Raw genomic sequence first — 23,858 nt, forward strand, 5'->3', positions numbered from 1 at the left:
GCTGCGCCGACTGCGGGATCGAGGCCGTCGGCCGGCCCGGCGCGGCTGCAGAGAGCTGAGTCATAGGTGACCTTTCTGGGAAACCTGTTGCTTGGATCACAATGCCATCTTTGCGTGCAATGCGCAAGAACCGATCAACAATTGCGCATTGTGCGCATCTTGGCTACAGTCGTCGTATGTCCTCGGTCACACCTTCAGGAGGTCGACGATGACCGGTCCTGTTCTCCCCATGCAGTTCTCGCGTCGGGGATTCCTGCGCACTGGCGCCCTTCTGGGCGTCGGGGTGGCTGCGGGCTCCGCGCTGTCAGGGTGCGCGACACCCACCGGAACGCCGGGGCCGACCACCCTGAGCATCGCGCTCAACCGATCACTCAACTCGCTGGACAACAAGCTCCTGCAGTACGACGCGGCGCTGACGATCCAGCGGGCGGTCCGGCAGTCGCTCACCGAGATCGACGCCGACCTCAAGCTGCAACTCGTGCTCGCCGACGAGTTCCGGATGACCTCACCGACGCAATGGCTGGTGCGGCTTCGGCCTGGGATCCGTTACTCCGACGGCACCCCCGTGCAGGTCGCCGACGTCTCGACGGCCCTGAAGATGTACAGCCAGGTGGACGGGTCTTTCGTGGCGGCATTCTTCCCCGAGTGGCCGACCGTGCAGCAGATCGATGATCGCAGCTTCACCCTCAACACCACCCGACCGGTCCCGGTGCTCGACTACCTGATGTCGAATGTGCTGATCACGCCCGCCGCCGCCAACGTGCCGGAGGATCTGCAAACCGGTGTGGGGACCGGGCCGTACGTGGTGACCGCCGCCGACCGCGGCACCGGCAACTATTCGCTGACCCGCAACGAGAATTATTGGGGGCCAAGGCCGTCGATCGGCTCGATCCAGGTGCGGTTCATCCCCGACGAGTCGAGCCGCGTCGTGGCGCTGCGCAGCGGCGAGATCGACGTCATCGACTCGATCACCCCCGACGCCGCCGATCAGATCTCCGGTATCTCCGACATCACCGTCGAACGCGCCGACGGCGTCCGGCTGAATCAGTTGTTCTACAACTTTCGCAAACCACCGGGCAGCCCGATGGCCGATGCGCGAGTGCGTCGGGCACTGTCCTATGCGATCGACGGCGATTCGCTGCTCGACCATGTGCTGCAGGGCTCGGCCGCACCGTCGCTCGGCGTGGTGCCGACCAGGCTCGACGGCGCCGTCGAGACCGGCCGCTTCGTCTACGACCCCGACCGTGCGCGCTCCGAGCTCGATCAGCTCGGGGTGCGCAACCTCGGCATCACGATCATCTGGGAGACAGGCGAATTCGCGGCAGACACCTCGATCATGGAGTCGGTCGTCGAAATGCTGGGCAAGGTCGGCGTACGAGCCAGACTGCAGCAGTTCGAGCCCGGCGGCGACATCGCCACGTGGCGTCAGGGACGTGGCGGCGACTGGGACGTGATCGGCAACGGCTACCCCAGCCCGACGGGCTTGGCGCTGACCATCATGCAGGGCATGTACGCCGGGACGCCCGAGAAGGAGAAGACCCGCGACACCTATCACGGGTACCAGTTCCCCGAGGTCACCGCGCTGATCACCCGCGCTTCCGAGGAACCCGATGCGAGCAGGCGGGCGATACTGCTCGCCGACGCCCAGCACAAGATCGCCGACACCTTCCCGATGATGTGGTCGTTCGTCCCCAAGGCGGTCGTGGCCCACCGGTCGCGCGTCGGCGATATCCGGTTGCGGCCCACCAATTCCTACGAGATCGCCACCGTCTCGCTGAAAGGCACGAACGCATGAGCACCCAGCACGTGAGCAACCCGCACACGGACGTCACCGCATCGGGACGCCGCGAGGTGCTCCTGCCCGCACCACAGGTCCAGAATCACGCCGCCAACCTCGCGATCCTGCCCGACGGCTCGCTGGCGTGTGTGTGGTTCGCCGGCACCCAGGAGGGCGTGGCCGACATCAGCGTGTGGCTCTCGCGACGCGGCGCCGATGCCGATGAATGGTCGGCGCCGGTACAGCTCTCCGACGATCCCACCCGGTCGGAGCAGAATCCCATTCTCCACGTGCATGATTCGTCGACGGTCTGGCTGATGTGGACCTCACAGCACGCCGGCAATCAGGACACCGCACGCGTGCTGCGGCGGATCTCACGAGATGGCGGGACCACGTGGGGCGCCGCTGAGGTGATGCTTCCCGAAACGGCATCCGGAGGCATCTTCGTGCGGCAGCCACCGCTGCGATTGCCCGGCGGGCGCCTGCTCCTGCCGATCTTCCACTGCGTCAAGGTGCCCGGTCGTCGGTGGGCCGGGGAACACGATTACAGCAGCGTGATGGTCTCCGACGACGACGGCTCATCGTGGCGCGAGGTCGAGGTCCCCGACAGCATCGGATGCGTCCACATGAACATCGGGCGGCTGTCCGACGGCATGCTGGTCGCGTTGTACCGCAGCCGCTGGGCCGACCGCATTCACCGCAGCGTCTCACGTGATGACGGCGAGACCTGGTCGGCGCCGGAACCCATCGAGCTCCCCAACAACAACTCGTCGATTCAGTTCGTCGTCCTGCCCGATGACCGACTGGCGTTGGTCTACAACCATTCGTCGGCAGAGCAGGCCACCGGTCGGCGTGAGTCGCTCTACGACGAGATCGACGACGACGGGATCATCGACTCGGCAGCGGCGACGACAGCGACGACAGCGGCGGTCGATACCGTTGAGAGAGCGGCATTCTGGGGCGCACCGCGCGCGCCGATGACCCTGGCGATCTCCGACGACGCCGGCCTGAGCTGGCCGATACGACGCGACATCGAGGACGGAGATGGCTACTGCCTGTCCAACAATTCACGTGACGGACTCAACCGTGAGTTCTCGTACCCGTCGATCGTGTTCGCGAACAACACCTTTCATGTGGCCTTCACGCGGTTCCGGCAGGCGATCGAGTACGTGGAGATCAGCCCGGACTGGATCGGGTACCGCACGTGAGCGCCTCGGAGCCGGCGACCGTGGTCACCGGCGCGAGTTCGGGTATCGGCGCCGCGATCACACGGCGCCTGCTCGACGACGGCCGGCGCGTGATCGGTCTCAGCAGACGCGATCCCGGCCTCACCGACGACCACTTCGAGTGGCTGGCTGCCGATCTCACCGACACCGTTGCACTCCGTGAGACACTCGCCGGCATCGGGCGCATTGATGCCATCGCGCATGCCGCGGGGCTGCAGCGGTCGGGATTCCTGGGATCGCTGGATCCCGACGACGGACTGGCGATGTGGCGTGTCCACGTCACCGCCGCCGAGGTCGTCGTCGACGCCCTCGCGCCCCGTATCCGCGACGGCGGACGCATCGTGTTGATCGGCAGCCGCACCATGACCGGCAACCCCGGCAAGAGTCAGTACGCCGCCACCAAGGCGGCACTGACCGGGATGGCGCGCTCCTGGGCCGCCGAGGTCATCGAGCGCGGCATCACCGTCAACGTGGTGGCGCCCGGCCCCACCGAGACACCCATGCTCACCGACCCGGCCCGCGCGCAGACTCCCGTACGGGTTCCGCCGTCGGGACGGCTCGTGCAACCCGAGGAGGTGGCAGCGCTCGTCGCCTTTCTACTGGGTCCGTTCAGCGGGAGCATCACCGGTCAGACCATCGTCCAATGCGGAGGGGTCTCGCTGTGAATGACACAGTGGCGAAAGATGTCAATGACACAGTGACGAAAGATGTCTGGGTACTCGCCGATGACCTGTCGGGGGCGGCGGAGTGCGCAGCAGCCTTTCTCGGCACCGGCCGACCGGTGACGGTCCACCTCACCGCCGACCGTCTCACCGACGGTGCGCCCACGGCCGACGGGGAGGTGACCGTCATCGACCTGAACACGCGAACGATGAACGAACCGGCTTGCGCGGCCCGCACATTGCGTAAGGCACTGGACGCCGTGCCCACCGAAGCCGTGCTGGTGAAGAAGATCGATTCGTTGCTGCGCGGACACATCCGCGCGGAGGTCGGAGCGCTCGCCGACCGTGGGCCGGTACTCGTCGCCGCAGGTCTTCCGGTTCTCGGTCGACTCGTCGTCGACGGCGTCCTGCATGTAGACGGGACCCCGCTCCACCACACCGACCACTGGTCGGCCGAAACACGTGTGCCACCGGAGTCCATCGCGGCGCTGCTACGCGACCTACCGACCGAGGATCGGATCTCGATCCACGACGTGCTCACCGACGCCGATCTCGACGCGATCGTGCAGTCGGCGGCGGACACGCGCACGCAGTTGGTCGGCACCGCGGCCCTGGCAGCCGCGGTCGCGAGGGTTGCAGTGCCACACTCTGATTCCTCGGTATCCGGCCCCATCGACCGAGGCCCGGTGACGCCCCGGATGACCAACCGCGTGTTGGTGGTCGCCGGGACAGCCGCACCCGCAGCGCGCGAGCAGATCACCAGGCTCGTCGACGCCGGCGCATGTCACATCCGGCTCCCCGCAGCCGATCTGCTCGCCGGAACCATCGAGGCCTCCGCGCTGCACGCGTCGCTGCGTGAGCATCGTGTGACCGTCGTATCGGTGTCGGGCGATCTCGACGCCGCCCGTGCTCGCGTCCTCTCGTCACGACTCGGGGCCGTGATCGCCGACGCGCAGGCCGCCACCACCCCCGATCTCGTGCTCACCGGCGGCGAGACAGCCCGTGGAGTCCTTGATGCCCTGGGGATTTCACTGCTCCGGCCCTATCACGAGATCCACCACGGGGCGGTGCTGTCCTGCACACCGGAGGGCCGGCGGCTGGTGACCCGGCCCGGAAGCTTCGGCGACGCCGACAGCTTCACCACCATCGTCGATCACCTACTCGCCCCCGCCACCGACCACGCCGCAAACACGAAGGCCGCACACACCGAGGCCCTACACCCAACGGCACTACACGCAAAGGAATCATCATGACCGCGAGCGAAACCGCGCCCCTGCCCGTCGTCGCACTGACCATGGGAGACGGCGCGGGTATCGGGCCCGAGGTGATCGTCGGCGCTCTGTTGACGGCCGAGGCCCAGGCGATCTGCAACACGGTGGTGATCGGCGACGCCGGGCGGCTCGCCGCCGCGGCGGACATCCTCGGTGTGAGCGCCGATATCGTCCGCGTCGACACCGTCGAGGATGCGGTACCGGCGCCCGGGCGCATCAACGTCATCGACCTCGATCTGCTTCCCGCAGACCTGCCGTGGGGTGAACTGTCCGCGGTGGCGGGTCACGCTGCCTACGAATATATCCGGGTGGCAAGCGAATTGGCGGTGGCCGGCCGGGTCCAGGCGATCTGCACCGCCCCGCTGAACAAGGAGGCACTGCATTCGGCCGGACACATCTATCCCGGGCACACCGAGCTGCTGGCGGATCTGACCGGCACCGAGGAGGTGTCGATGATGCTCTCGACACCGAAGCTCAAGGTCATCCACGTCACCACCCACATCGGTCTGATCGACGCCGTGGCGCGGATCGAGCCCGGGCTGGTGGAACGGACGATACGTCGCGGCCACGAGGCCCTCGTCGCGGCCGGCAACCCGCACCCGAGAATCGGTGTGTGCGGGATCAATCCGCATGCGGGTGAGAACGGACTGTTCGGCTACGGAGAAGAAGACGCCAAGATCGTGCCGGCCATCGAGCGGCTCACCGCCGATGGAATCGATGCCGTCGGGCCCCTCCCGGCCGACACCGCATTCTTCCTCGCCGGGCGCGGCGACTACGACTTGATCGTCGCGATGTACCACGACCAGGGCCACGGGCCGGTCAAGGTTCTCGGAATCGAAGCAGGCGTCAACATCACTGTGGGCCTTCCGGTCATCCGCACCTCGGTCGACCACGGCACGGCCTTCGACATCGCCGGAAAGGGCGTGGCCGAGGCGGGTAGCATGGTCGAAGCCCTTCGTCAGGCGGCCGGACTCGCACACAGCACCACGGCCGCACGATAGGAGAACTCACGAGATGCGCAGTTCGCAGTCGCGACGCGAAGAGATCGTTCGGCTGGCCCGCTCCAGCGGCCTGGCCAGCGTCGACGAGTTGTCGGCGCAGTTCGGTGTCACACCGTCGACCATCCGCCGCGACCTGGGACTGCTCACCTCGCAGGGACTGATCGCCCGCACCCTCGGCGGTGCGATGGCCTTGACTCCCCACCCGGAGTCGTCGATCCATCAGCGCGCTTCCGAGGGATACGAGGCCAAGCGCGCGATCGCCAAATGGGCTGCACAGCAGGTGGGTTCCGGTGAGACGATCCTGCTCGACGCCGGCACGACGGTCGGCGCGATGGGCGAATTCCTCAGCGATGTCACCGATCTCACCGCTTTTGCCGCGGGGCTGACGGCGCTGGAGGCGCTGGCCGACGCCGACAACGTGCACGTCGAGTGCATCGGCGGCACTCTCCGGCACCTCAGCCAGGGGTTCGTCGGCCCGCTCGCCGAGGCCGCCCTCGAGCGCGTCACCTTCGACCGTGGATTCCTCGGAGCCGACGCGGTGGCCGCCGACCGCGGTATCTGTGAGGCTGCGCTCGACCAGACGCGACTCAAGGAGATCATGATGAGCCGTTGTGGCGAGGTGTACATCCTCGCCCATGCCGACAAGCTCGGGAAGCGGCCCTTTCATGCCTGGGCGCCGATACCGCCGGATGCCGTGCTGGTCACCGACACCTCCGCCACCGATGACCAGCTCGAACCTTTCGAGCGAGCCGGTATCGGTGTGGTGCGGGTGCCCTGAACTCCCCTGTTACCCCGGGCTCCCCCGCTACTCCGGGACCACCACGGCACGCCCGCGCAGATCGTTCGCCGCGAGCTTGCGGTAGGCATCGAGGGCGTTGTCGAGGGTGAAGCGCTCCACCGCAACATCGAGCACACCGTCGCGCGCCAGGTCGAGCACCTCCATGAGTTCATCACGGGCACCCCAGTAGGGGGCACGCACCGACACCTCGTAGGGCTGGGCGAAAATGCCCACCTTGGCCGTGGCCACCCCGTCTCCGAGTCCGACGATGGTCACATCACCCATCGCGCCGACCACACCCATCGCGGTGTCGATGGTCGGCTGATATCCGACGAAGTCGAATACTGCGGTGGCACCATCACTTCCGGTGATCTTGCGGACATTGGCGATGGCATCGGCGTCACTGAGCACTGCCTCATGCGCGCCAACCTCCTTGGCGAAGGCGAGCTTCTCCTCGGTCACGTCGAGCGCGATGATCCGGGAGGGGGTGAGGTGACGCAGCATCTGGATCGCGACGTGACCGAGTCCGCCGGAACCGATCACCACGGCCGTCGTGCCACCGACGAGCTTGCTCAGCGACGGCTTGATCGCGTGATACGGCGTCAGGCCGGCGTCAGTGAGCGGGACGGTGGTCACCGGATCCAGGTCACCGATCGGAACGAGATGCCGGGCGTCGTCGACGATGAGGTACTCGGCCATCGCGCCATCGGTACCCAGTCCGGGCGGCGTGATCCCCAATTCGATTGCGCGCGAACAGTAGTTCTCCAGCCCTCGAGCACAGAAGTGACACACCCCACATCCCCACGGGCCGTAGACCGCGACGGCGCTACCCTCGGTCACCGACGAGACCCCCTGTCCCACTTCGGCAACGACGCCGACCCCTTCATGACCGAGGGTCATCGGCAGGGGATACGGGAAGTTCTCCGCCGGCATGTTGAGAACGAAGTCGTCGGAGTGGCAGGCGCCCGCTGCGGTGACCTTGAGCAGTACCTGCCCGGGGCCGGGCGCCGGCTTGCTCACCTCACGGAGTTCGGGCTCGGCACCGGGCTTGATCATCTGGACGGCCTTCATCTGGCATCACCTTTCGTACGGTCTCGGTCCCCCCTCCGTACTACGCCCTCATGGCCGATTGCGCATATGTGCTCAGCCGGGAGTCATCCGGCTGGTCAGGAACTCGATGACACGACCGCGGCGGTTGAGCACGAACCTGTGTGCGGTCCCGTCCTTGGCGCGGACGGTGAGGCCGTTGTTCATCAGTCCGAGCGTCCGGTACCTCGTGAGTCCGGCGATGTCCCGGTACTCGATGCGGGTGCTCCCCGTCTGGACGTTGAACCTGTGCGAGTCGAATGTCATGCCGGTCTCGTCGAAGCGGAGCTTGCCTCCGACCGCTTCTGCGCCGCGCCAGTAGTTCGCAGCGACCTTCTCCCCCGTGTAGTCATGCATGCGGGCGAGGGTAGACCGCCGCCCCGAGGTGGACGGCGCCGATTCCGAAACGTCCGCCCCGTCGGTTTTGCGCGCAGTGCGCGCAATGATGGTCCTCACGTGTCGGGGTCGTCAGGATCTCCTGGTGCCAGAACGTCCACGCAGTGAGCCCGATCGCCCATGATCGAGGTCTCCCATCTCCACAAGGTCTTCACCACGCACTCGGGACCGGTGACCGTCCTCGACGACGTGACCTTCTCCGTGTCCGGGGGCGAGATCTTCGCCGTCGTCGGCCCGTCCGGTGCGGGCAAGTCCACGCTGACCCAATGCCTGAATCTGTTGCAGCGGCCCACCTCCGGTGAGGTGATCGTCAACGGCGAGAACCTCGCCCATCTCGACGCCGGCGCCTTGCGGGCCGCGCGGCGACGTATCGGAACCGTCTTCCAATCGGCGAATCTGTTGTCACGCAGAACCGCAGCCGAGAACGTCGCGCTCCCCCTCGAGTATCTCGGCGCGACCAAGGCCTCCATCCGTACGCGGGTGGGCGAGTTGCTCGATCGCGTCGGCATGGCCGACCGCGCCGATCTCTATCCCCATCAGCTCTCCGGCGGGCAGCGGCAACGCGTGGGAATCGCTCGCGCGCTGGCGCTCAAACCCGCGGTGTTGCTCTCCGACGAGGCGACCTCTGGTCTCGACCCGCAGGCGACGACGTCATTCTTGAACCTCCTCGGCGATGTCCGCGACGAGCTGGGCTTGGCCGTGGTGTTCATCACCCACGAGATGGATGTCATCACGCGAATCGCCGACCGCGCCGGTCGCCTCGATCATGGGCGCATCGTAGAGCAGGGGGCGGTGGCAGATCTCGTCCTCGACCCCGACTCGGTACTGGGAAAGGCGTTGCGCCCACACGGAACCGCCGCCCCCGCCGCGCCCGGCCGCAGCAGCGTCGAGGTGACCTACAACTCGGCGGCCGTACCACCGGACTGGATCGCACGGGTGTCGAGCACGATCGGTACCACCGTCGGTGTGCTCGGCGCCAACATCCAAAGCGTCGACGGCGTCACCGCGGGCGAGCTCACCGTCTCCGTCGAGAACCACTCGCTCGACGCCTTTGCCGCCGAGGCCGCCACCTACGGGATCACCGTCGGCGCAGGCGCACGTTCCCAGGAGGCCACGGTATGAGCGCGACCAGTCATCTGGCAGCGATCACCGTGCCGGTCAACGAGATTCCGTCGCTGCTGATCCCGGCCTTCGTCGACACCGTCCTCATGGTGAGCATCGTGATGGTGATCGTGTTGGTCGTCGGGGTGCCGCTCGGTGCGCTGATCCACAACCTCGCCCCGGGCGGATTGTTCGAGAACCGGTCCCTGCACACGCCGCTGTCCTGGGTGATCAGCATCGGACGGTCACTGCCGTTCCTCGTCCTGATGACGGCGATCATCCCGTTCACCCGTCTGCTCACCGGCACCAACATCGGGATCCCGGCCGCAGTCGTCCCGATGTCGATCGCCGGGATCGCCTTCTTCACCCGCATCGTCGAGAATTCATTGCGCTCGGTACCCACCTCTGTGGTGGAGGTGGCCAAGGCATCGGGCGGGTCGAACGCCCAGATAATCTGGACCGCACAGATTCCCGAGGCCCTTCCCAACATCGTCGGCGGCCTCACGATCAACACGATCGCGATGATCGAGTACTCCACGATCGCCGGCACCATCGGCGCGGGCGGCCTGGGATATGTCGCGGTCACCTACGGCTATCAGCGTTTCGATCACGGCGTGATGATCGCGACGATCGTCACCCTCATCGTCGTCGTCGCGTTGATCCAGGTGATCGGCGACGGCCTCGTCCGGCATCTCACACCGGAGAAGTCCCTGCGCAGCAGAACCATTCGCACCGATCGATCCGCTCGCACCAAAGTCTGACCCATCCCGCTCCCCTGCTCAGCCCACACCCACACCCACACCCACACGAAGGGCGATACCCCATGTCGCAGACCACCGGACCCCAGATCGACTCCACCGATTCCTCGCCACCACCACCGGGCGGTGACATCGAACTGCGCACCCGGCGTCGGTGGCCGATCTACGCCGCGATCGGAGTGGTTGTCGTCGTCATCGCAGCGATCATCGGCTGGCGCTTCGCCGGATCGGATACCAAGTCCGCCAACGACACTCCCGGAGCGACGCTGACGGTCGTGACCGCCGAGGGCAACGCCGCCGAGGAAGCGCTCGTCGACTTCGTGTCGAAGAATGTCGCACCCCGCTATGGGATCACCGTGGCGTTCAAGGGACTCTCGGACTCCACGACGCTGAACCGGGCGGTCAGTGACGGTGAGGTGGCGGGCACCATCTACCAGCATCGCCTCTGGCTCTCGCAGGTGCTCGACGCGAACCCCGACTTCCAGGAGGAGGCCGCAACTCCGGTGTTCCGCTGGGGATTCGGTATCTGGTCGGACAAGTACACCTCGCCCGCACAGATCCCGCAGAACGGCACGGTGTCGCTGTACTCCGACCCCGCGAACGAAGCGCAGGGCCTGTGGCTGCTCGAGCGGGCCGGTCTGATCACCCTGAAGCCGGGGGTGGACAAGTGGAAGGCCACGCAGGACGACATCGCGACGAATCCGAAGAACCTGCAGTTCAAGTTGCTCGACTTCGCCGCACAGTCGCGTGCGTTGCCCGACCTCGACGCCACCGTCGGCTACACCGAGTACTACCTCGCCGCCGACATCGACATCGCCAAGCAGATCTTCTCGCCGCCTGCGCCCGACGAATTCGCCGGGCAGCTGACCATCGGGTCGAAGTGGAAGGACGCCGACAACATCAAGAAGCTGGTCGCCGCTTTCAAGGATCCCGCCGTCCAGAATTACCTGCGCACCGATCCGCAGGTGAAGGACATCCTCTTGCCGCTTTGATAGGAGACGTCGGAAAACCGGTCAGGAATCGAGAAGCCTGGGTGCGGTCACCGGTCCTACCGTGAGGACATGACCACAACCATCGATTCCTGTCCCTCGGCGTCACCGATCCCGGAGACGCCAAAGCGTTCTACGACAAGGCCTTCGGACTCGGTGATCGGCTTCGCCTGCACCACAGCGACGAGCCGACCACCGGGTTCCGTGGGTTCGTGCTCTCCCTCGTCGTCGCCGAGCCGGCGGTCGTCGACTCTTTCATCGACCCGGCACTCGATGCCGGTGCCGAGCTCCTCAAACCAGCACGGCGCTCCTTCTGGGGATACGGCGGTGTCCTGCGCACGCCGGATGGCGCGATCTGGAAGATCGCCTCGTCGTCGAAGAAGAACACCGGCGCACCGCTGCGGACGGTCGAGGACGTCGTGATGTTGATCGGCGCCGGAGACATTGCGACGTCCAAGGCGTTCTACACCGACCACGGCTTCGAGGTCGCCAAGTCGTTCGGCCGCAAGTATGTCGAGTTCGCCGGCGGACCGATCACGCTCGCCCTCTACGGGCGCAAGGCCGCCGCCAAGGACGCCGGCGTCCACCCGGAAGGCGAGGGCGCACATCGCATCCGGTTGTTCACCGGCACAGCCACGTTCACCGATCCGGACGGGTTCGTCTACGCATCGGACTTGTGACGCCGAGTGGTGCGGACGCGTCATCGGCAATCGACATACTCCAGATACGCTCGGCCGGCGATTGGTCGGCCGCCGAAACTGCCGTGATATTCGTAATTGCCGACGTATCCCGCACCGAGGCCGTAAACGAGGTCGTCGACCGCGCCGTGGATGCTGATGATGGTCCGCCCCTCCGAATCGGTCAGACTCCACGACAGAGATTGCGGTAGCCGCATGCACCTGCCGTCGGGCGTGACCCGTGGTTCGGGCTCGTGGCGATCGACCCGGAAATCGATGCCGGCCGTGTAGACCTCCGACCCGGCGGCCTCCACCGTCCGGACATACACCGCCTGTTGAATGATGATGTCGGCGGGCCCGAGCAACGTGACGAACAGGACCTGTGTGACGGCGTCGACGTTGAGCACATGGTAGGTGAAGAACGTCGCGGGCAGTGTTCGCCGGGTATTCGCGAGCAGGCTGTGAACGCCCACGCCCGTGGCGTACTCGACGGTGCACAGTCCGTCGATCGGTTCGCGTGTTCCTCGGTGGCTGACGGTGCCGCTGTACCGCGCGAGGAGACTCCAATGCTGATAGATCCCTGGAATATTGGCGAAATAGGAGGCCGACGCGGTGGCGGTGATGTCGACATCGACATCGACTTCGTCGTGGGAGCGGTGGACTGTGAAATGCGGATAGCGTCCGCGCATCGTCAGTTCTGATCCGAACCGCAGGTGACTGCCGTCCGGGCGGAAATCGCATTCCGCAGCAATGGATTGGGTGAAGAACTGGCGGCTCGTCATCGCCGCGGTGGCCGACACGGTGTACGCGGTGTCCTCGGGGGTGGTGACGATGGCGTGGTTGTTGGCGAATATTCGTACCCCTGGCGAACCCACTATCGCCATGACCCCGAACGTTCGGTGCGGTTCCGGCAGATCAGGAATCATCACGCCGTAATGCGCCCAGTTGCGGCGTCGGCCGGACGGGGTGCGCATCGGGGTCGCCGGATCGAACGGTTGCGTGTTGAGGTGTGCGTTGCGGTTGACCCTTTTGGGTATGGTCGCCGCGAAAGCGCGCAACCTGTCTCGGACTTCCATGTCGCCCCCGCCGTCGATTCGCGGCGCCGCTGCGACGCCCCCGGCGAGCTTAGCCGCCGTCGGCGATGACGGTCGCGATGTTGCGTTCGGCGACGGCGGTGATGGTCAGCGACGGGTTGGACGCACCGGCCGAACCGGGCAGCATCGCACCGTCATTGACGTAGAGGTTCCGGTATCCGTGGACGCGGCCGTAGGCGTCGCAGGCCGTCCCCAGGGTAGCCCCGCCCATGCAGTGCGCCCAGGTCAGGTCGGGCTCATAGACCACCGCATCGACCGGGAAGTCGGCGTGCCGCGCCATCACGTGGCCGATCCGTTCGCAGTTCTCCGCGACGCCGCCGTTGCCACCGGCCGGCCAGTCGAGGATGACCTGTTGCGAATCTCGGTGGTAGTGAAAGGTTCCGCGGGTCGGATCGACCGACGTGATGCCCATCTTGATCGCCGAGGTGTTCATCGCTGCGGCAGCGGAATCCAGTGGTCCGAGAGAGAGGGTGCTGTTGACCATCACCCGGGCGAACTGCTCGGTGGTGTCGAAGAATCCGGCGGCACCGACGGCCGACTGCTGATCCTTACGACTGCCCCCGACGGCGATGTCGATGTTGCCGTTGCCGTTGTTGCCCCAGCCGGTTCCGATGTGCTCGTTGAGGTTCGGCAATGTTCCGGTGTCGCGGGCACGCACCAGCAGTCTGTTGGTTCCAAGGCATCCGGCTGCGAGGACGAGACGGTCGGTCGTCAGGGTTCGCCTGGTGAGGACGTCGCCGTACGGGCTGACGTAGTCGACGTCGAGGACGAACCGCCCAGAAGGTTCGACGTGGATGTCATTGACTTGATGGCGCGGATGAATTGTCGCCTTGCCGGTGGCCTCGGCGCGGGGGAGATAGCTGTAGGTCAGCGAGTTGAGGGAACCATTGGAGTTGGCGAGTGCGCTGCTGGTGGCCATCGGTGCGGCGCGACCGGCGATCTCGTCCCGCACAACGTTCCACCGCCAGTTGCCGGGAACGAAATATGGTGCATATCCGGCTTTCTGGCCGATGCGCCAGAAGTCTCGGCAATTGCTGAAGCTGTGATCGCGATACACGTCCGGCGGTACGACCGTCGCCCCGAGGCCCGCCAGAGCCTTCGGGTACCAGGTCGTGGCCATGTCGTCGTAATCCACGACGCCCTTGAACACCTGGTTGAACGGGTCCCGCTTGGACTCGGCGGTGATGCCGATGTAGACCACCGATCCGCCGCCCACCGCCGCACCGCACATGATCGCCGAGTTGTTGTGCCAGCTGATCTCGAAGATTCCGCCGAAGTCGTCGACGGCGGCCATCGCGCCGAGGGTCTCGGCGTAGGCGGGCACCGTGAGCGCCGACGACGCGGATCGCTCGGCAAGGGATCGTTGGGCGTGCCACAGCATCCGGCCGTCCCACCCGAAGATCTTGCGCCACGGGTCGTGTGGCCACCGCGATCCGCGTTCGAGCACGGTCGTCTGAATTCCGGCCTCCGCCAGTCGAAGTGCGCTGACCGAGCCGCCGAACCCGGAGCCGATGACGATCGCCTCGGAGTGTTGACGGGGCGGGGTGACCGGACGAAAGATCTCCGGCACCAGCGATTCGTATTTTCCGTGTGCCGCAGGTAGCGCAGCGCTGCGCCCCGCACCGACGGTCGCCGAGACGCCGGCAGCCGTGACTCCGGCAGCTGTTAACCGCATGAACGATCGACGATCCATCATCTTTCGCGCCCCCAGGGAACCCCATCCCGACCCCGAATCAATCGCCGAGAGTAGCGCAGGAACGCCGAACCTTCTGAACGACAACGAATTTGCGTACTTCGATGTGACGAATGACTTGACCTGTAACCCGGCGGCGATGCCACCCCCGCCGCAGTCGGCACTTGACTGTTACCCAGCGTCACATCTACTGTCATGCCACTATGCCTAGTGGCATACATATCATTGATTGTTGACATGGACTGGGGAGTGAACATGGCCGACCGGGGTGATGCCGTGCTCGGGCGTATCGGGCGACTGACCCATCGGTTCGCCGCGTGGATCGTGCTGTTCTGGGTGGTACTCGCCGCCGCGCTCACCGTGACGGTCCCGCAGCTCGAGCACACCGTCTCGACCAGATCCGCCGATTTCGTTCCCGCCGACCTACCGGCCAACAAGAGCCTGGAGCAGATGGCCAAGGACTTCGGCGTTCCGGCGTCCAACGCGGTGGGCAGCGTGGTCCTGGTCAGCCGCAACGGCTTCGGAGCCCCGGAGCAGAGGTACTACGGCGCCTTGGTGCGGGCGTTGGTCGCCGACAAGAGCAACGTTGCCTACGTGCTGGACACCTACGGCAACCCGGTGACACGCGACATCGCGCTGAGCCCCGACGGCAAGGCGGTTACCGTACTCGTCGCCAGTGCGGGATCGGCGGGCTCGACCCGCGCCCACCACGCAACGATTGCGATTCGCGACCACATCGCGGCACTCCCGCGACCCGACGGGCTGACCGTGCACTTCAGCGGGCCGACCCCTACGCTGTCGGATCTGTTCTCCGGCATCGACATGTCACTCCTGATCATCACCGGGGTCTCGGTCCTGCTGATCACGGTGATGCTGGCGCTCGCGTACCGCAGGTTCACGACCGCGTTGATCCCGCTGCTGACCGTGGGCCTCGTTCTCGCGATCGTCCGTCCGGTCGTCTCCCTGCTCGGCGCACACGGCGTGCTCCCGGTATCGAACTTCACGATCGCGATCATGACCGCGTTGGTGCTCGGCGCCGGGACCGACTACGCCATCTTCGGAATCGCGAACTATCACCGCGCGCGCCGCGCCGGCGCAGAGGTCGTCGATGCGGTCACTGCCGTCTCGGTTCGTACCGCCCCGATCCTCATCGCGTCGGCCCTGACCATCGCCGCGGCCTGCGCGTCGATGGTGTTCACCAAGATCGGCATGTTCGCCACGGCCGGCCCACCCACCGCGATCGCCGTGCTGATCACCCTCGCCATCGCGTTGACATTGCCCAACGCCCTCCTGTCCCTTGCGGGGCGTCGCGGACTCGCCGAGCCGCGACCGTCGACGGAGAGTCGGTGGCAGCATCGCGGCGCTCGAGTGATCCGGCATGCCGGGGTGTACACGACCGTGGCACTGATCTTCCTCATCGGAACCGCCGCCGCGACGACGACCCTGCGCCTCAACTGGGACGAGTCCGCGATGCCCGTCCACGCGACCGACTCGACCAGAGGATATGACGCTGTCCGGCAGCACTATCCGACGGCCGAGATCTCCCCGGAGTATGTGACCTTCCGCGCCGATCACGACCTGCGCAACACAGCCGATCTCGCCTCGCTGGAGCTGGCGGCGATGGCGTTGTCCAAGATTCCCGAGGTCGGGTTGGTCCGCTCGATCACGCGCCCCGACGGAAAGCCGCTGGCAGAGGCCGCCACCGGCTATCAGACCGGCATCGTCGGAGGCCAACTCGGCGCTGCCGAACACCGGATGTCGGCGGCCGAACCGCAACTGAGGACGCTCGCCGAAGGGGCGCAGCAGCTTTCGACCGGAGCAGATGCGGCGGCCGTCCAGATGCCCGCGCTGGTGTCCGGTACCCAACAGGTGGTGTCGATGGCCGATACCGTTCTCGACGGCCTCGATCAAGTCAACGGCATCACCCGAACGGCGACCGGCGGCGACTCCCTGGCACAGACGCTTCCGGTGTTGCGCACAGCGCTGGCCACCGCCGCATCGGCCATTGCCGCACTCGACTCCCCGTCGCGGCAGGCGACCGAGGCACTGACCGAGCTCGATGGGGTGTTCAGGCCGCTGGTGGGCGAACCCACGCCGCAGTGCACGTCGAGTCCGGCGTGTGCGTCCGCGCGTGCGGCGTTCGCTCAACTCGATCGTGCGCTCGGCGGACGCGCTTCTGCGGCCCTGACCTCCCTGCATGCCTTCGCCGGAGTCCCCACCGAGACGATCACCCGAGTTGCTGGACTACTGCCACAACTCAATTCGGCCTTGAATACCGTTGATTCACTGTTGCAGCAACTCGCCGGGCGTTCCACCGAACAGGTACGCGCCGACCTGGCTCGTCTCGAGCAGGGCGTGGCCGATCTTTCCAGTGGTATGTCGCAACTCGCCGACGGTCTGCACCAGGTGCGTGACGGGACAGCGCAGGTGGTGGCTCTGACCGGAGCGTTGACCAAAGGGCTGCACCAGGCCTCGGAGTACCTGACCACCATGGGGGACGCCACATCGACGGGCGCCGGAGCGGGATTCTATCTGCCTCCGGATGCGCTGCACGACAAGCGCTTTGTCGCCGGCTCCCGGCTCCTGATCTCGCCGAACGGGCGCACCGCACGCATGATCGTCACATGGAAGGTCAACCCCTACAGTCAGGAAGCGATGGCGGCCAGCCGTCAACTCCCCGTCGTCGCGCGTCGGGCACTGACGGGCACCACTTTGGCCGATGCCTCCGTATCGACGGCCGGACTGGCGTCGCTGTCGGCGGATATGCAGGACCAATTGCATCGCGACTTCCTGATCTTCGCGTCGGTCGCCGCTGCCGCGGTCCTGGTCATCCTCACGGTGTTGCTGCGTAGCATCCTGGCTCCGGTCCTGTTGGTGGGCACCGTGATCCTGAGCTTTGCGTCAGCGGTGGGGGTGAGCGTGCTCGTCTGGCAGCACGTGATCGGCATCGACCTCGACTGGTCGGTGATCCCAGTGTCGTTCATGGCGCTCATCGCCGTCGGTGCGGACTATTCGATGTTGTTCGCCGACCGCATTCGCGAGGAGTCGCGAGCGGGGATGGTGCGCGGCATCATCCGCGGCTTCGGGAGCACCGGCGGGGTCATCACCACGGCCGGAGTGGTTTTCGCTGTCACGATGTTCGCCCTGATGAGCGGCACCGTCCTCAACCTCGTGCAGATCGGCTTCACCATCGGGGTCGGCCTGTTGCTCGACATCGCGATCGTGCGCACGGTTCTGGTCCCGGCGGCCATGGCGGTGATCGGAGAGAGGATCTGGTGGCCGTCGCGACCCACTCCCACGTCCCGTACGGCAAAGGTGTGACGAATGCGCGGACGATCCGCACCATACACCTGATGAGTGCGCACCGTGGTGGAGCGTGACTCGTCGCCCGGGCGACACTGTCGATTCTGTGCCAGACGTCGTGGTGGAAGCGGGTGCTGAGCCTCACGACGGTGGTCGCGGCGATTTTCGCAGGGGCGTGCGTGATCAGCGGCAGCGGATGGATTGTCGGTACATGGATATTCGCGGGCGCAGCTCTGGCCTACATGGCATTCGGAATCATGGCGAGCCTGGTATGCGTCTACATCCAGAACCGGCGGGTCCTGCGACCCGGATCACGGTGGGCATCCGGCAGCGACGAGACCCGGATTCGAATCGATACCCCGGCAACGACGCACGTCATCGACCGCAGCAAGATCCTCTCGGCACGCACCACCGGCGCACTGGTCATCCTGCGAGTCCGCCCGAAGGTGACTCTCGGACTCCCGACCGCGCTCTTCGCCGAACCAGCACTGAAGAACCTCCTCGACCGACCCTGAAGCGCTGCCGTGCCGACGCTTTTCTACTGTCGGCACACCGGGTTCCGCCGCAGGATCTCCTGACGAGGTCATGCTGCTGGGTCCACCACTGACGACCGGCACCGGAAAGCTCTCCACGGTTGATCTCAGGACGTCGGTATTGTCCGGTCCGGACGAACCTCGTTATATGGCAGCGACATTCGCGGAAGGTGGAAGGTAGGTGACGCCTGGGTTCCCTCCAACGTGCTTGCGCTCGTCATGGAGATGCACGTTGGTGACGCCATCGAGCGAGACCTGCATACTCGGAGCGTGGATCTAGTACATCATCTGCGGGTGTTCGTCGCCGTCGCCGAGGAAGGCCATTTCGGTCGTGCCGCCGATAGGCTCGCGATGACGCAGCCTCCGGTGTCGCAGGGGTTGCGCCGATTGGAGAACACGCTGGGACTCGAGCTCATTCTGCGAACGAGGCAGGGAGCAGAGCTCACCGAGGCAGGTGCGGAGTTGCTTCCTCGCGCCCGCCTGCTCGTGGATGACGCAAAGCGTTTCACCGATGTGGCCCGGTTGCTGCGCGACTCCGCGGGGGATGTGCGGTGGGGCCTGCCGCAGCACCTGGACGCCTCGATCGGAACCGGGGTGGCCTACGCACTCCGCGCACACGGCCGCCAACACACCGTGGTGGATACGTCATCGGCGCTGGTACAGCTCGTCCGATCCGGGGCGTTGGACGTGGCCATCATCGAGCATCCCTGTGTCACAGAAGGTTTGGAGGTTGGTCCGGTCACACAGTTGAGCCGATCGGTCCTGGTCGCGAGCGATCATCCGTTGACCTCCGCGAGGCGTCCGTCGCTGCGTATGTTGCGCGGCTTGGCACTCAGTTGCCCATCCCGAGACGATAATCCACCGGCGTTCGACGCCCTCATCGACCGTCTACGGGCGCGCGGACTCGACCCAGAGGTGCTTCCGTTCACCACCGCAGCGGCTCAGGCGGCGGCCGTCGCGTCCGGTGCGGCGTTCGCACTCGGATCGGCATCGACTCAGTCACCGTTCATCACGGCGGTGACTGTTACCGAGAACGATCTGGCGATACGGCTACGTGTGGTGTCGCGGACCGATTCCGTCCAGGACGCCGCCGACGCAGTGATCTCAGCGATCTGGACGTTGCGATGATCATCGATCCTGTGGAAACACAGGTGGCCCGCACCGTCGCGGCGATCTTCGCAGATGCCGGGTGCGCAGGGTGGGTGCATGCGCGGGTCATCGGCGGCCGCGCATCACAGGAGATCGATCTCGGCGCCGACCATCCGGTGGTGATGGCCTCGGTATACAAGTTGACTCTGGCAATCGCGTTCGCCCGGGAGGTCGACGCCGGGGAGATCGACGCATCGGAGCAGGTACTCGTGGATCCCCGCGCGCGGCCGGACGGACCGACAGGGTTGTCGTTGTTCGGCGATCCCGTTTCGTTGACCTGGCGGGACCTGGTGACCTCGATGATGGTGGTGTCCGACAATGCCGCGGCGGATGTCGTTCTCGAGCGGGTCGGACTCGAATCGATCGCCGCGGTCCTGGCCGACGCGCACACCACACACACCACCGTCGTGGATGGGGTCCGGCAAGTCCACGCACGGCTCGTCACCGAAACCGGCACCAGCACCGTGGCCGAGGCGTTCGCCGTGCTGGCCGACACTGATCGAGATCTTCAGGTCACCGCCTACGACGCCGCCTACACCAGTGCAACCACACCCCGGGATTGCACCCGCCTACTGGATTGCCTCTGGCGAGACGTCCTGGCAACCCCCGAGTCCAGCGCGTGGATTCGGCGTCTGATGGCGCAGCAGGTATCCCGGTCGCGCATCGCATCCGGCTTCAGTGTCGGTACCAGGGTGTGTGGCAAGACCGGCACCATCGGGCCGATCCGCAACGAGGTCGCGGTCATCGAGCACCCCGAGGAGTACCCCATAGCGGTGGCCGTGTTCACGCGCAGCGCCCGCGGCGATGCCGGCGGACCGCGCGTCGACGTCGCGATCGGTGCGGTGGCGCGCGCAGTCGTCACCGCGCTGCGTACTCCCCGCGACTCCGACGGTTGAGCTCACCACCACGAAGAATCGGCGCTCGGTATCACTGTTGACGTGCTCCGATACTCGATGGCTATGCACGTCGGCGCCAGTGAGACTTTCCCAGCCGATGCCATCATGGGGTGATATCAGCTCATGTCTCCACAACACCTCCGATTCCGAATCCGATCTGTTCGCAAGGTGGCGACCCTGATCACCGCGATGGCGGCAGCAATTGCCGTCGCCGCGCCCGCCACAGCGGCCGCGCCCGCGACCGCCGATTCGATCGAGGCGCAGATCCGGCACATCGCGACCGCCAACGACGTAACGACCGGAGTGTGGGCGCAAGATCTACGAACCGGCCGGGTCATTGCGGCGGTGAACTGCGAACAGCGGTACCCGGTGTTATCGATGTCGAAGGTCTACCTGGCCGCCGCGGTGCTCGATGCCGCCCGACACGGACTCCTGCGGATGGACTCCCGAGTACCCGTGCACGCCGATCACATCGTCGCGAACTCGCCGATCACGAGCACCTACGCGGGTCGCACCCTCAACTACTCCGAGATCGCCAAAGCAGCTCTGCAGTACAGCGACAACACGGCGGCCAATCTCATGTTCGCCGCGATCGGGGGACCACTCGGCGTCACCGCATACGCGCGCACAGCCGGAGATGGGGCCACAGTGATGGTCCGCGAGGAAACGGAACTGAACACCGCGTTCCCCGGCGACTCCAGGGATACGACGACGCCGCGCGCATGGGCCGCGGGACTGCGCTCGACCATGTCAGGAGCGCGCCTCGACCCGCGCGATCGCGTGACCCTACTCGGATGGATGCGCGGCACGCACACGTCGGACAAACGTTTCCGCGCCGACCTTCCGGCCGGATGGTCTACCGCCGACAAAACCGGCACCGGCGACTACGGCACCGCTAATGACGCCGGAGTCCTCTACGGCCCCGACGGAGCACTGATACTGCTGGTCATTCAGACCCGCAGCGCCACAAATAACTCCAAGGCAACAGCGCGGGACTCAGTGATCGGTCAGACCGCGGCACTCGTGACAGCACATGCCGCACGCTGATGATCCCGGCGAGAATGGTCGGCTGCCGCGTGATCGCGAGCGCTCGGTGCAGACTTACTATTGCTTAATGACCGATCAGTCATTAATAATGACTGCATGGTCACTAGATCTGCTCAGGGTCCCGTCCGTCTGTTGGGCCAGGTGATCGTCGTTTATGCCGTCGTGGCGATCAGCACAGTCGCCCTGCTGGGCATTCTGTCGGCGACTTCACCACATCTCGCGCCCACCGACGCGTGGGTCCACGCGATCATCATCGGGGTGTTCGCCGTGGTCCTCCCGCTGCGCCTGCGTGGCGTCCGCTCCGGCAAACGAGGGAGCTTGCGCGCGATCGGGATCATCTCGGGTGTGCTGGTGGCGGTCAACGTCGCCGAGGCATCGATCCCCGGCTTTGTGCCGACATGGATGCGTGTGGAGATGGTGGCCATTGCCCTGCTCCTGGCGATCTCGGTGGTGCTCGTCATCCGAATCGCCACTGTCGGCGATAATGGGGCGCATGGACCGATCACGGCGGAGCGCTCCCGTCGCTGACGGCCCCCGTTCACGGGTGCGCTTGAGTGCTGACGCACGTCGGGCCCAGATCATGGCCGCGGCGATCTCGGTGATTGCCGAGCGCGGCTACGCGGCCGCATCGGCAACGGCGATAGCCATCACCGCCGAGGTCGCAAAAGGACTCATCTGGCGCTACTTCGATGACCGGGACGACCTGATGCGAAAGACGGCCGAACACATCGATGAGCGGTTGCGGACCGAAGTCGTCGACCAACTCGACTTGTCGCAGCCGGCCACCGACATCGTCCGGCAGGCCCTGCACCACCTGGCGTTGCTGACGCGCACGCACGCGGCGGAATTGCGGGCGCTTGATCACATAGTGCACAACCTACTCACTCCCGAAGGCGACCAGCGCCTCTCAGTCCACGATTACGAGACCGGCTACCGCCTCCAAGAGGAGCTGTTTGCGCGTGGCATCGCCGAAGGCTCCATGAACCCGGCCGACACACGCGTCATGGCGGTCACCTACCAGGGCGCTATCGACGCGATGCTCGGCTACCTCACCGCACATCCAGAGCTCAAACCCGCCATCTACGCCGAGCAACTCGCCAACCTCCTGATCAACGGCTTTGGCACTCGTGACCACGACGTGGGACCCGACGACGCCGGGCAGTGATCGCGTAGGCCGATTCGATGCGGGTTTCCTGTCGTTTGCGGTCGCGATGGTCGATTTGTATTCTGCCCCAAACTGATTCGATCATCGCTATTACCACCGCGCAGTACGCCTTGCCGCATTTGATGGTCGAGTCCGACATTCTCACTCCTCCGATGTTGCTGATGGTGGACTAGCCTGGCGGGATGCCGGGGGAACCGATTGCCACGCGCCAGCGGATCGGGACCTCGCTGGTCGACTTCGAGGTGGTGAGTGTCGAGGCCGAGGCCGCCGCCGGAGATCCAGTGCTGCTCGTGCACGGCTGGCCTGATGGCCCAGCATCGTGGCTGCCGCTCGCGAGGCATATCGCTGGTCACGGTCTTCGGGTGCTTGTGCCCGCGTGGCCCGGAGTGGGTGGTAGTGCCGCGGTCGGTGTGCCGGTGCGCGACGTGGCGAGCCAGGCCGGTCTTGTCCGGGCGCTCACAGAGTTGGTCGCGGCCATCGGGGTGAACGGTCCGGTGCATCTGGTGGGGCATGATTGGGGCGCGCTGGCGTCCTTCGGGGTCGCTGCGACGGCACCATCAACGATTGCGTCGCTCACGGCTCTGGGCGCCGGGTGGTCGCCACGGTCCGCGGCCGCCGAACTACCCGCCCCAGAGCAGCTGCACATGTTTTGGTATCAGTGGTTGCTGAATACCCCGATGGGGGAGCGATATCTCGCGACCCGTCGCGCCGAACTGGTCGCCCATCTCTGGCGACAGTGGTCGCCGGAGTGGCACTTCGAGACCGGGGAACCCGCGCGCGCGGTGGCAGCGTTCGGTACCGACTGGGCGGATGCGACTATCGGGTATTACCGCAACCGATGGTGGTGGGGTGAGGCCGCATCGCGTGAGGAACTCGCCGGCACGGACGCCGCCTTGGCCGCGGCACGGCGAATCACCGTTCCCACGCAGCTGATCCACGGAGAGCGGGATGGCTGTTTTGCGCTGTCGACCTCGCGGGCGACCGAGCGGTTCGTCGAGGCCCACTACCGACACACGGCGTTACCCGGTGTCGGCCACTTTCCGCATCGAGAAGCGCCGGACGAGAGCGCAGGCCTGATCCTGGACTGGCTGGAACGGTACCGCGATGGTTAGCCGCCGTGAGCGTGGGCGACCACCCGCGGGTGCCCGTCGCCGCGCCGACCGGGCCGCTGCAGCCCTCGTTGAGCGGGTCGGGTCGTGCGAGGGCGAACCCACGTTGGGCGACCTACTGACGGCCGCCAGGGCACTGACAGGATG

21 protein-coding genes and 1 pseudogene are annotated in these 23,858 nt (G+C 66.0%); 18 read left to right on the forward strand and 4 right to left on the reverse strand.

Annotated elements, in window-relative coordinates; all coding sequences use genetic code 11:
• The first annotated feature begins 208 nt into the window (after positions 1 to 208).
• Genes P3L18_RS06550 through P3L18_RS06575 form a run of 6 tightly spaced genes read left to right on the forward strand, consistent with a single transcriptional unit; the run spans position 209 to position 6,715 of the window.
• Positions 209 to 1,795, forward strand: coding sequence for an ABC transporter substrate-binding protein (locus tag P3L18_RS06550; protein ID WP_079931567.1), 1,587 nt, complete (start codon positions 209 to 211; stop codon positions 1,793 to 1,795).
• Positions 1,792 to 2,985, forward strand: coding sequence for an exo-alpha-sialidase (locus tag P3L18_RS06555; RefSeq protein WP_276113636.1), 1,194 nt, complete (start codon positions 1,792 to 1,794; stop codon positions 2,983 to 2,985). Before P3L18_RS06550 ends, P3L18_RS06555 begins: the two co-directional genes overlap by 4 nt.
• Complete coding sequence (locus P3L18_RS06560; protein WP_276113637.1) at positions 2,982 to 3,668, forward strand: SDR family oxidoreductase; 687 nt, start codon at positions 2,982 to 2,984, stop codon at positions 3,666 to 3,668. Before P3L18_RS06555 ends, P3L18_RS06560 begins: the two co-directional genes overlap by 4 nt.
• 32 nt (positions 3,669 to 3,700) lie before the next feature.
• Positions 3,701 to 4,918 (forward strand): four-carbon acid sugar kinase family protein, encoded by a 1,218-nt coding sequence (locus P3L18_RS06565; protein ID WP_276113638.1) that lies wholly within the window; start codon positions 3,701 to 3,703, stop codon positions 4,916 to 4,918.
• Positions 4,915 to 5,937 (forward strand): 4-hydroxythreonine-4-phosphate dehydrogenase PdxA, encoded by a 1,023-nt coding sequence (gene pdxA / locus P3L18_RS06570; RefSeq protein ID WP_276113639.1) that lies wholly within the window; start codon positions 4,915 to 4,917, stop codon positions 5,935 to 5,937. Before P3L18_RS06565 ends, pdxA begins: the two co-directional genes overlap by 4 nt.
• Positions 5,938 to 5,950: 13 nt before the next feature.
• Positions 5,951 to 6,715, forward strand: coding sequence for a DeoR/GlpR family DNA-binding transcription regulator (locus P3L18_RS06575; protein ID WP_276113640.1), 765 nt, complete (start codon positions 5,951 to 5,953; stop codon positions 6,713 to 6,715).
• A 27-nt stretch (positions 6,716 to 6,742) separates the two neighbouring features.
• On the opposite strand, the gene P3L18_RS06580 is transcribed toward P3L18_RS06575, so the two are convergent.
• Together P3L18_RS06580 and P3L18_RS06585 are read right to left on the reverse strand one after the other, a co-directional pair.
• The gene (locus P3L18_RS06580) at positions 6,743 to 7,786 is read right to left on the reverse strand and encodes an NAD(P)-dependent alcohol dehydrogenase (RefSeq protein WP_276113641.1); all 1,044 of its coding nucleotides are present in this window, start codon (positions 7,784 to 7,786) and stop codon (positions 6,743 to 6,745) included.
• 72 nt (positions 7,787 to 7,858) lie between these two features.
• The gene (locus P3L18_RS06585) at positions 7,859 to 8,158 is read right to left on the reverse strand and encodes a hypothetical protein (protein ID WP_276113642.1); all 300 of its coding nucleotides are present in this window, start codon (positions 8,156 to 8,158) and stop codon (positions 7,859 to 7,861) included.
• Positions 8,159 to 8,317: 159 nt separating this feature from the next.
• Here P3L18_RS06585 and P3L18_RS06590 point away from each other — a divergent pair, with 159 nt between their 5' ends.
• From P3L18_RS06590 to P3L18_RS06605, 4 genes and pseudogenes are all read left to right on the forward strand, one after another.
• Positions 8,318 to 9,319 carry an ATP-binding cassette domain-containing protein gene (locus P3L18_RS06590; RefSeq protein ID WP_079931574.1) on the forward strand — a complete coding sequence of 334 codons (1,002 nt, stop codon included), beginning with the start codon at positions 8,318 to 8,320 and terminating at the stop codon, positions 9,317 to 9,319.
• Positions 9,316 to 10,059 (forward strand): methionine ABC transporter permease, encoded by a 744-nt coding sequence (locus P3L18_RS06595; RefSeq protein WP_276113643.1) that lies wholly within the window; start codon positions 9,316 to 9,318, stop codon positions 10,057 to 10,059. Before P3L18_RS06590 ends, P3L18_RS06595 begins: the two co-directional genes overlap by 4 nt.
• A gap of 62 nt (positions 10,060 to 10,121) precedes the next feature.
• Positions 10,122 to 11,048: a MetQ/NlpA family ABC transporter substrate-binding protein gene (locus tag P3L18_RS06600; protein ID WP_079931576.1), complete on the forward strand. Its 927-nt coding sequence runs from the start codon at positions 10,122 to 10,124 to the stop codon at positions 11,046 to 11,048.
• A gap of 69 nt (positions 11,049 to 11,117) precedes the next feature.
• Positions 11,118 to 11,725 (forward strand): annotated as a pseudogene (locus tag P3L18_RS06605) (glyoxalase).
• A gap of 20 nt (positions 11,726 to 11,745) precedes the next feature.
• Here P3L18_RS06605 and P3L18_RS06610 read toward each other — a convergent pair.
• Positions 11,746 to 12,798 carry a DUF6670 family protein gene (locus tag P3L18_RS06610; RefSeq protein WP_079931578.1) on the reverse strand — a complete coding sequence of 351 codons (1,053 nt, stop codon included), beginning with the start codon at positions 12,796 to 12,798 and terminating at the stop codon, positions 11,746 to 11,748.
• Between the two features lie 49 nt (positions 12,799 to 12,847).
• On the reverse strand, positions 12,848 to 14,512 hold the full coding sequence (locus tag P3L18_RS06615) for a GMC oxidoreductase (protein ID WP_276113644.1): 1,665 nt from the start codon (positions 14,510 to 14,512) through the stop codon (positions 12,848 to 12,850).
• A gap of 252 nt (positions 14,513 to 14,764) precedes the next feature.
• Between P3L18_RS06615 and P3L18_RS06620 the strand changes: the two genes are divergently transcribed.
• From P3L18_RS06620 to P3L18_RS06655, 8 genes are all read left to right on the forward strand, one after another.
• Positions 14,765 to 17,830 carry an MMPL family transporter gene (locus tag P3L18_RS06620; RefSeq protein ID WP_276113645.1) on the forward strand — a complete coding sequence of 1,022 codons (3,066 nt, stop codon included), beginning with the start codon at positions 14,765 to 14,767 and terminating at the stop codon, positions 17,828 to 17,830.
• 113 nt (positions 17,831 to 17,943) lie between these two features.
• Positions 17,944 to 18,327, forward strand: coding sequence for a hypothetical protein (locus P3L18_RS06625; protein WP_276113646.1), 384 nt, complete (start codon positions 17,944 to 17,946; stop codon positions 18,325 to 18,327).
• Between the two features lie 288 nt (positions 18,328 to 18,615).
• Positions 18,616 to 19,473, forward strand: a complete 858-nt coding sequence (locus tag P3L18_RS06630) for a LysR family transcriptional regulator (protein ID WP_276113647.1) — start codon at positions 18,616 to 18,618, stop codon at positions 19,471 to 19,473.
• Positions 19,470 to 20,390, forward strand: coding sequence for a serine hydrolase (locus tag P3L18_RS06635; protein WP_276113648.1), 921 nt, complete (start codon positions 19,470 to 19,472; stop codon positions 20,388 to 20,390). Before P3L18_RS06630 ends, P3L18_RS06635 begins: the two co-directional genes overlap by 4 nt.
• Positions 20,391 to 20,558: 168 nt before the next feature.
• The gene (bla, locus tag P3L18_RS06640; RefSeq protein ID WP_276113649.1) at positions 20,559 to 21,437 is read left to right on the forward strand and encodes a class A beta-lactamase; all 879 of its coding nucleotides are present in this window, start codon (positions 20,559 to 20,561) and stop codon (positions 21,435 to 21,437) included.
• Between the two features lie 96 nt (positions 21,438 to 21,533).
• Positions 21,534 to 21,965 carry a hypothetical protein gene (locus P3L18_RS06645; protein ID WP_276113650.1) on the forward strand — a complete coding sequence of 144 codons (432 nt, stop codon included), beginning with the start codon at positions 21,534 to 21,536 and terminating at the stop codon, positions 21,963 to 21,965.
• Positions 21,966 to 22,017: 52 nt separating this feature from the next.
• Positions 22,018 to 22,602: a TetR/AcrR family transcriptional regulator gene (locus P3L18_RS06650; RefSeq protein ID WP_172398953.1), complete on the forward strand. Its 585-nt coding sequence runs from the start codon at positions 22,018 to 22,020 to the stop codon at positions 22,600 to 22,602.
• A gap of 182 nt (positions 22,603 to 22,784) precedes the next feature.
• Complete coding sequence (locus tag P3L18_RS06655; protein ID WP_276113651.1) at positions 22,785 to 23,714, forward strand: alpha/beta hydrolase; 930 nt, start codon at positions 22,785 to 22,787, stop codon at positions 23,712 to 23,714.
• Positions 23,715 to 23,858 lie beyond the last annotated feature (144 nt).

The sequence above is a fragment of the Gordonia sp. N1V genome (assembly GCF_029269935.1).
GTDB classification, from domain to species: Bacteria; Actinomycetota; Actinomycetes; order Mycobacteriales; family Mycobacteriaceae; genus Gordonia; species Gordonia polyisoprenivorans.

Bases quoted from the DNA above. Each gene is read 5' to 3' on its own strand.
- P3L18_RS06650 (WP_172398953.1), top strand. From the start codon at position 22,018: ATGGCCGCGGCGATCTCGGTGATTGCCGAGCGCGGCTACGCGGCCGCA.
- P3L18_RS06555 (WP_276113636.1), top strand. From the start codon at position 1,792: ATGAGCACCCAGCACGTGAGCAACCCGCACACGGACGTCACCGCATCG.
- P3L18_RS06600 (WP_079931576.1), top strand. From the start codon at position 10,122: ATGTCGCAGACCACCGGACCCCAGATCGACTCCACCGATTCCTCGCCA.
- pdxA (WP_276113639.1), top strand. From the start codon at position 4,915: ATGACCGCGAGCGAAACCGCGCCCCTGCCCGTCGTCGCACTGACCATG.
- P3L18_RS06595 (WP_276113643.1), top strand. From the start codon at position 9,316: ATGAGCGCGACCAGTCATCTGGCAGCGATCACCGTGCCGGTCAACGAG.
- P3L18_RS06620 (WP_276113645.1), top strand. From the start codon at position 14,765: ATGGCCGACCGGGGTGATGCCGTGCTCGGGCGTATCGGGCGACTGACC.
- P3L18_RS06550 (WP_079931567.1), top strand. From the start codon at position 209: ATGACCGGTCCTGTTCTCCCCATGCAGTTCTCGCGTCGGGGATTCCTG.
- P3L18_RS06610 (WP_079931578.1), bottom strand. From the start codon at position 12,798: ATGGAAGTCCGAGACAGGTTGCGCGCTTTCGCGGCGACCATACCCAAA.
- P3L18_RS06635 (WP_276113648.1), top strand. From the start codon at position 19,470: ATGATCATCGATCCTGTGGAAACACAGGTGGCCCGCACCGTCGCGGCG.
- P3L18_RS06655 (WP_276113651.1), top strand. From the start codon at position 22,785: ATGCCGGGGGAACCGATTGCCACGCGCCAGCGGATCGGGACCTCGCTG.
- P3L18_RS06615 (WP_276113644.1), bottom strand. From the start codon at position 14,512: ATGATGGATCGTCGATCGTTCATGCGGTTAACAGCTGCCGGAGTCACG.
- P3L18_RS06590 (WP_079931574.1), top strand. From the start codon at position 8,318: ATGATCGAGGTCTCCCATCTCCACAAGGTCTTCACCACGCACTCGGGA.
- P3L18_RS06575 (WP_276113640.1), top strand. From the start codon at position 5,951: ATGCGCAGTTCGCAGTCGCGACGCGAAGAGATCGTTCGGCTGGCCCGC.
- P3L18_RS06585 (WP_276113642.1), bottom strand. From the start codon at position 8,158: ATGCATGACTACACGGGGGAGAAGGTCGCTGCGAACTACTGGCGCGGC.
- P3L18_RS06645 (WP_276113650.1), top strand. From the start codon at position 21,534: ATGGTCACTAGATCTGCTCAGGGTCCCGTCCGTCTGTTGGGCCAGGTG.
- P3L18_RS06580 (WP_276113641.1), bottom strand. From the start codon at position 7,786: ATGAAGGCCGTCCAGATGATCAAGCCCGGTGCCGAGCCCGAACTCCGT.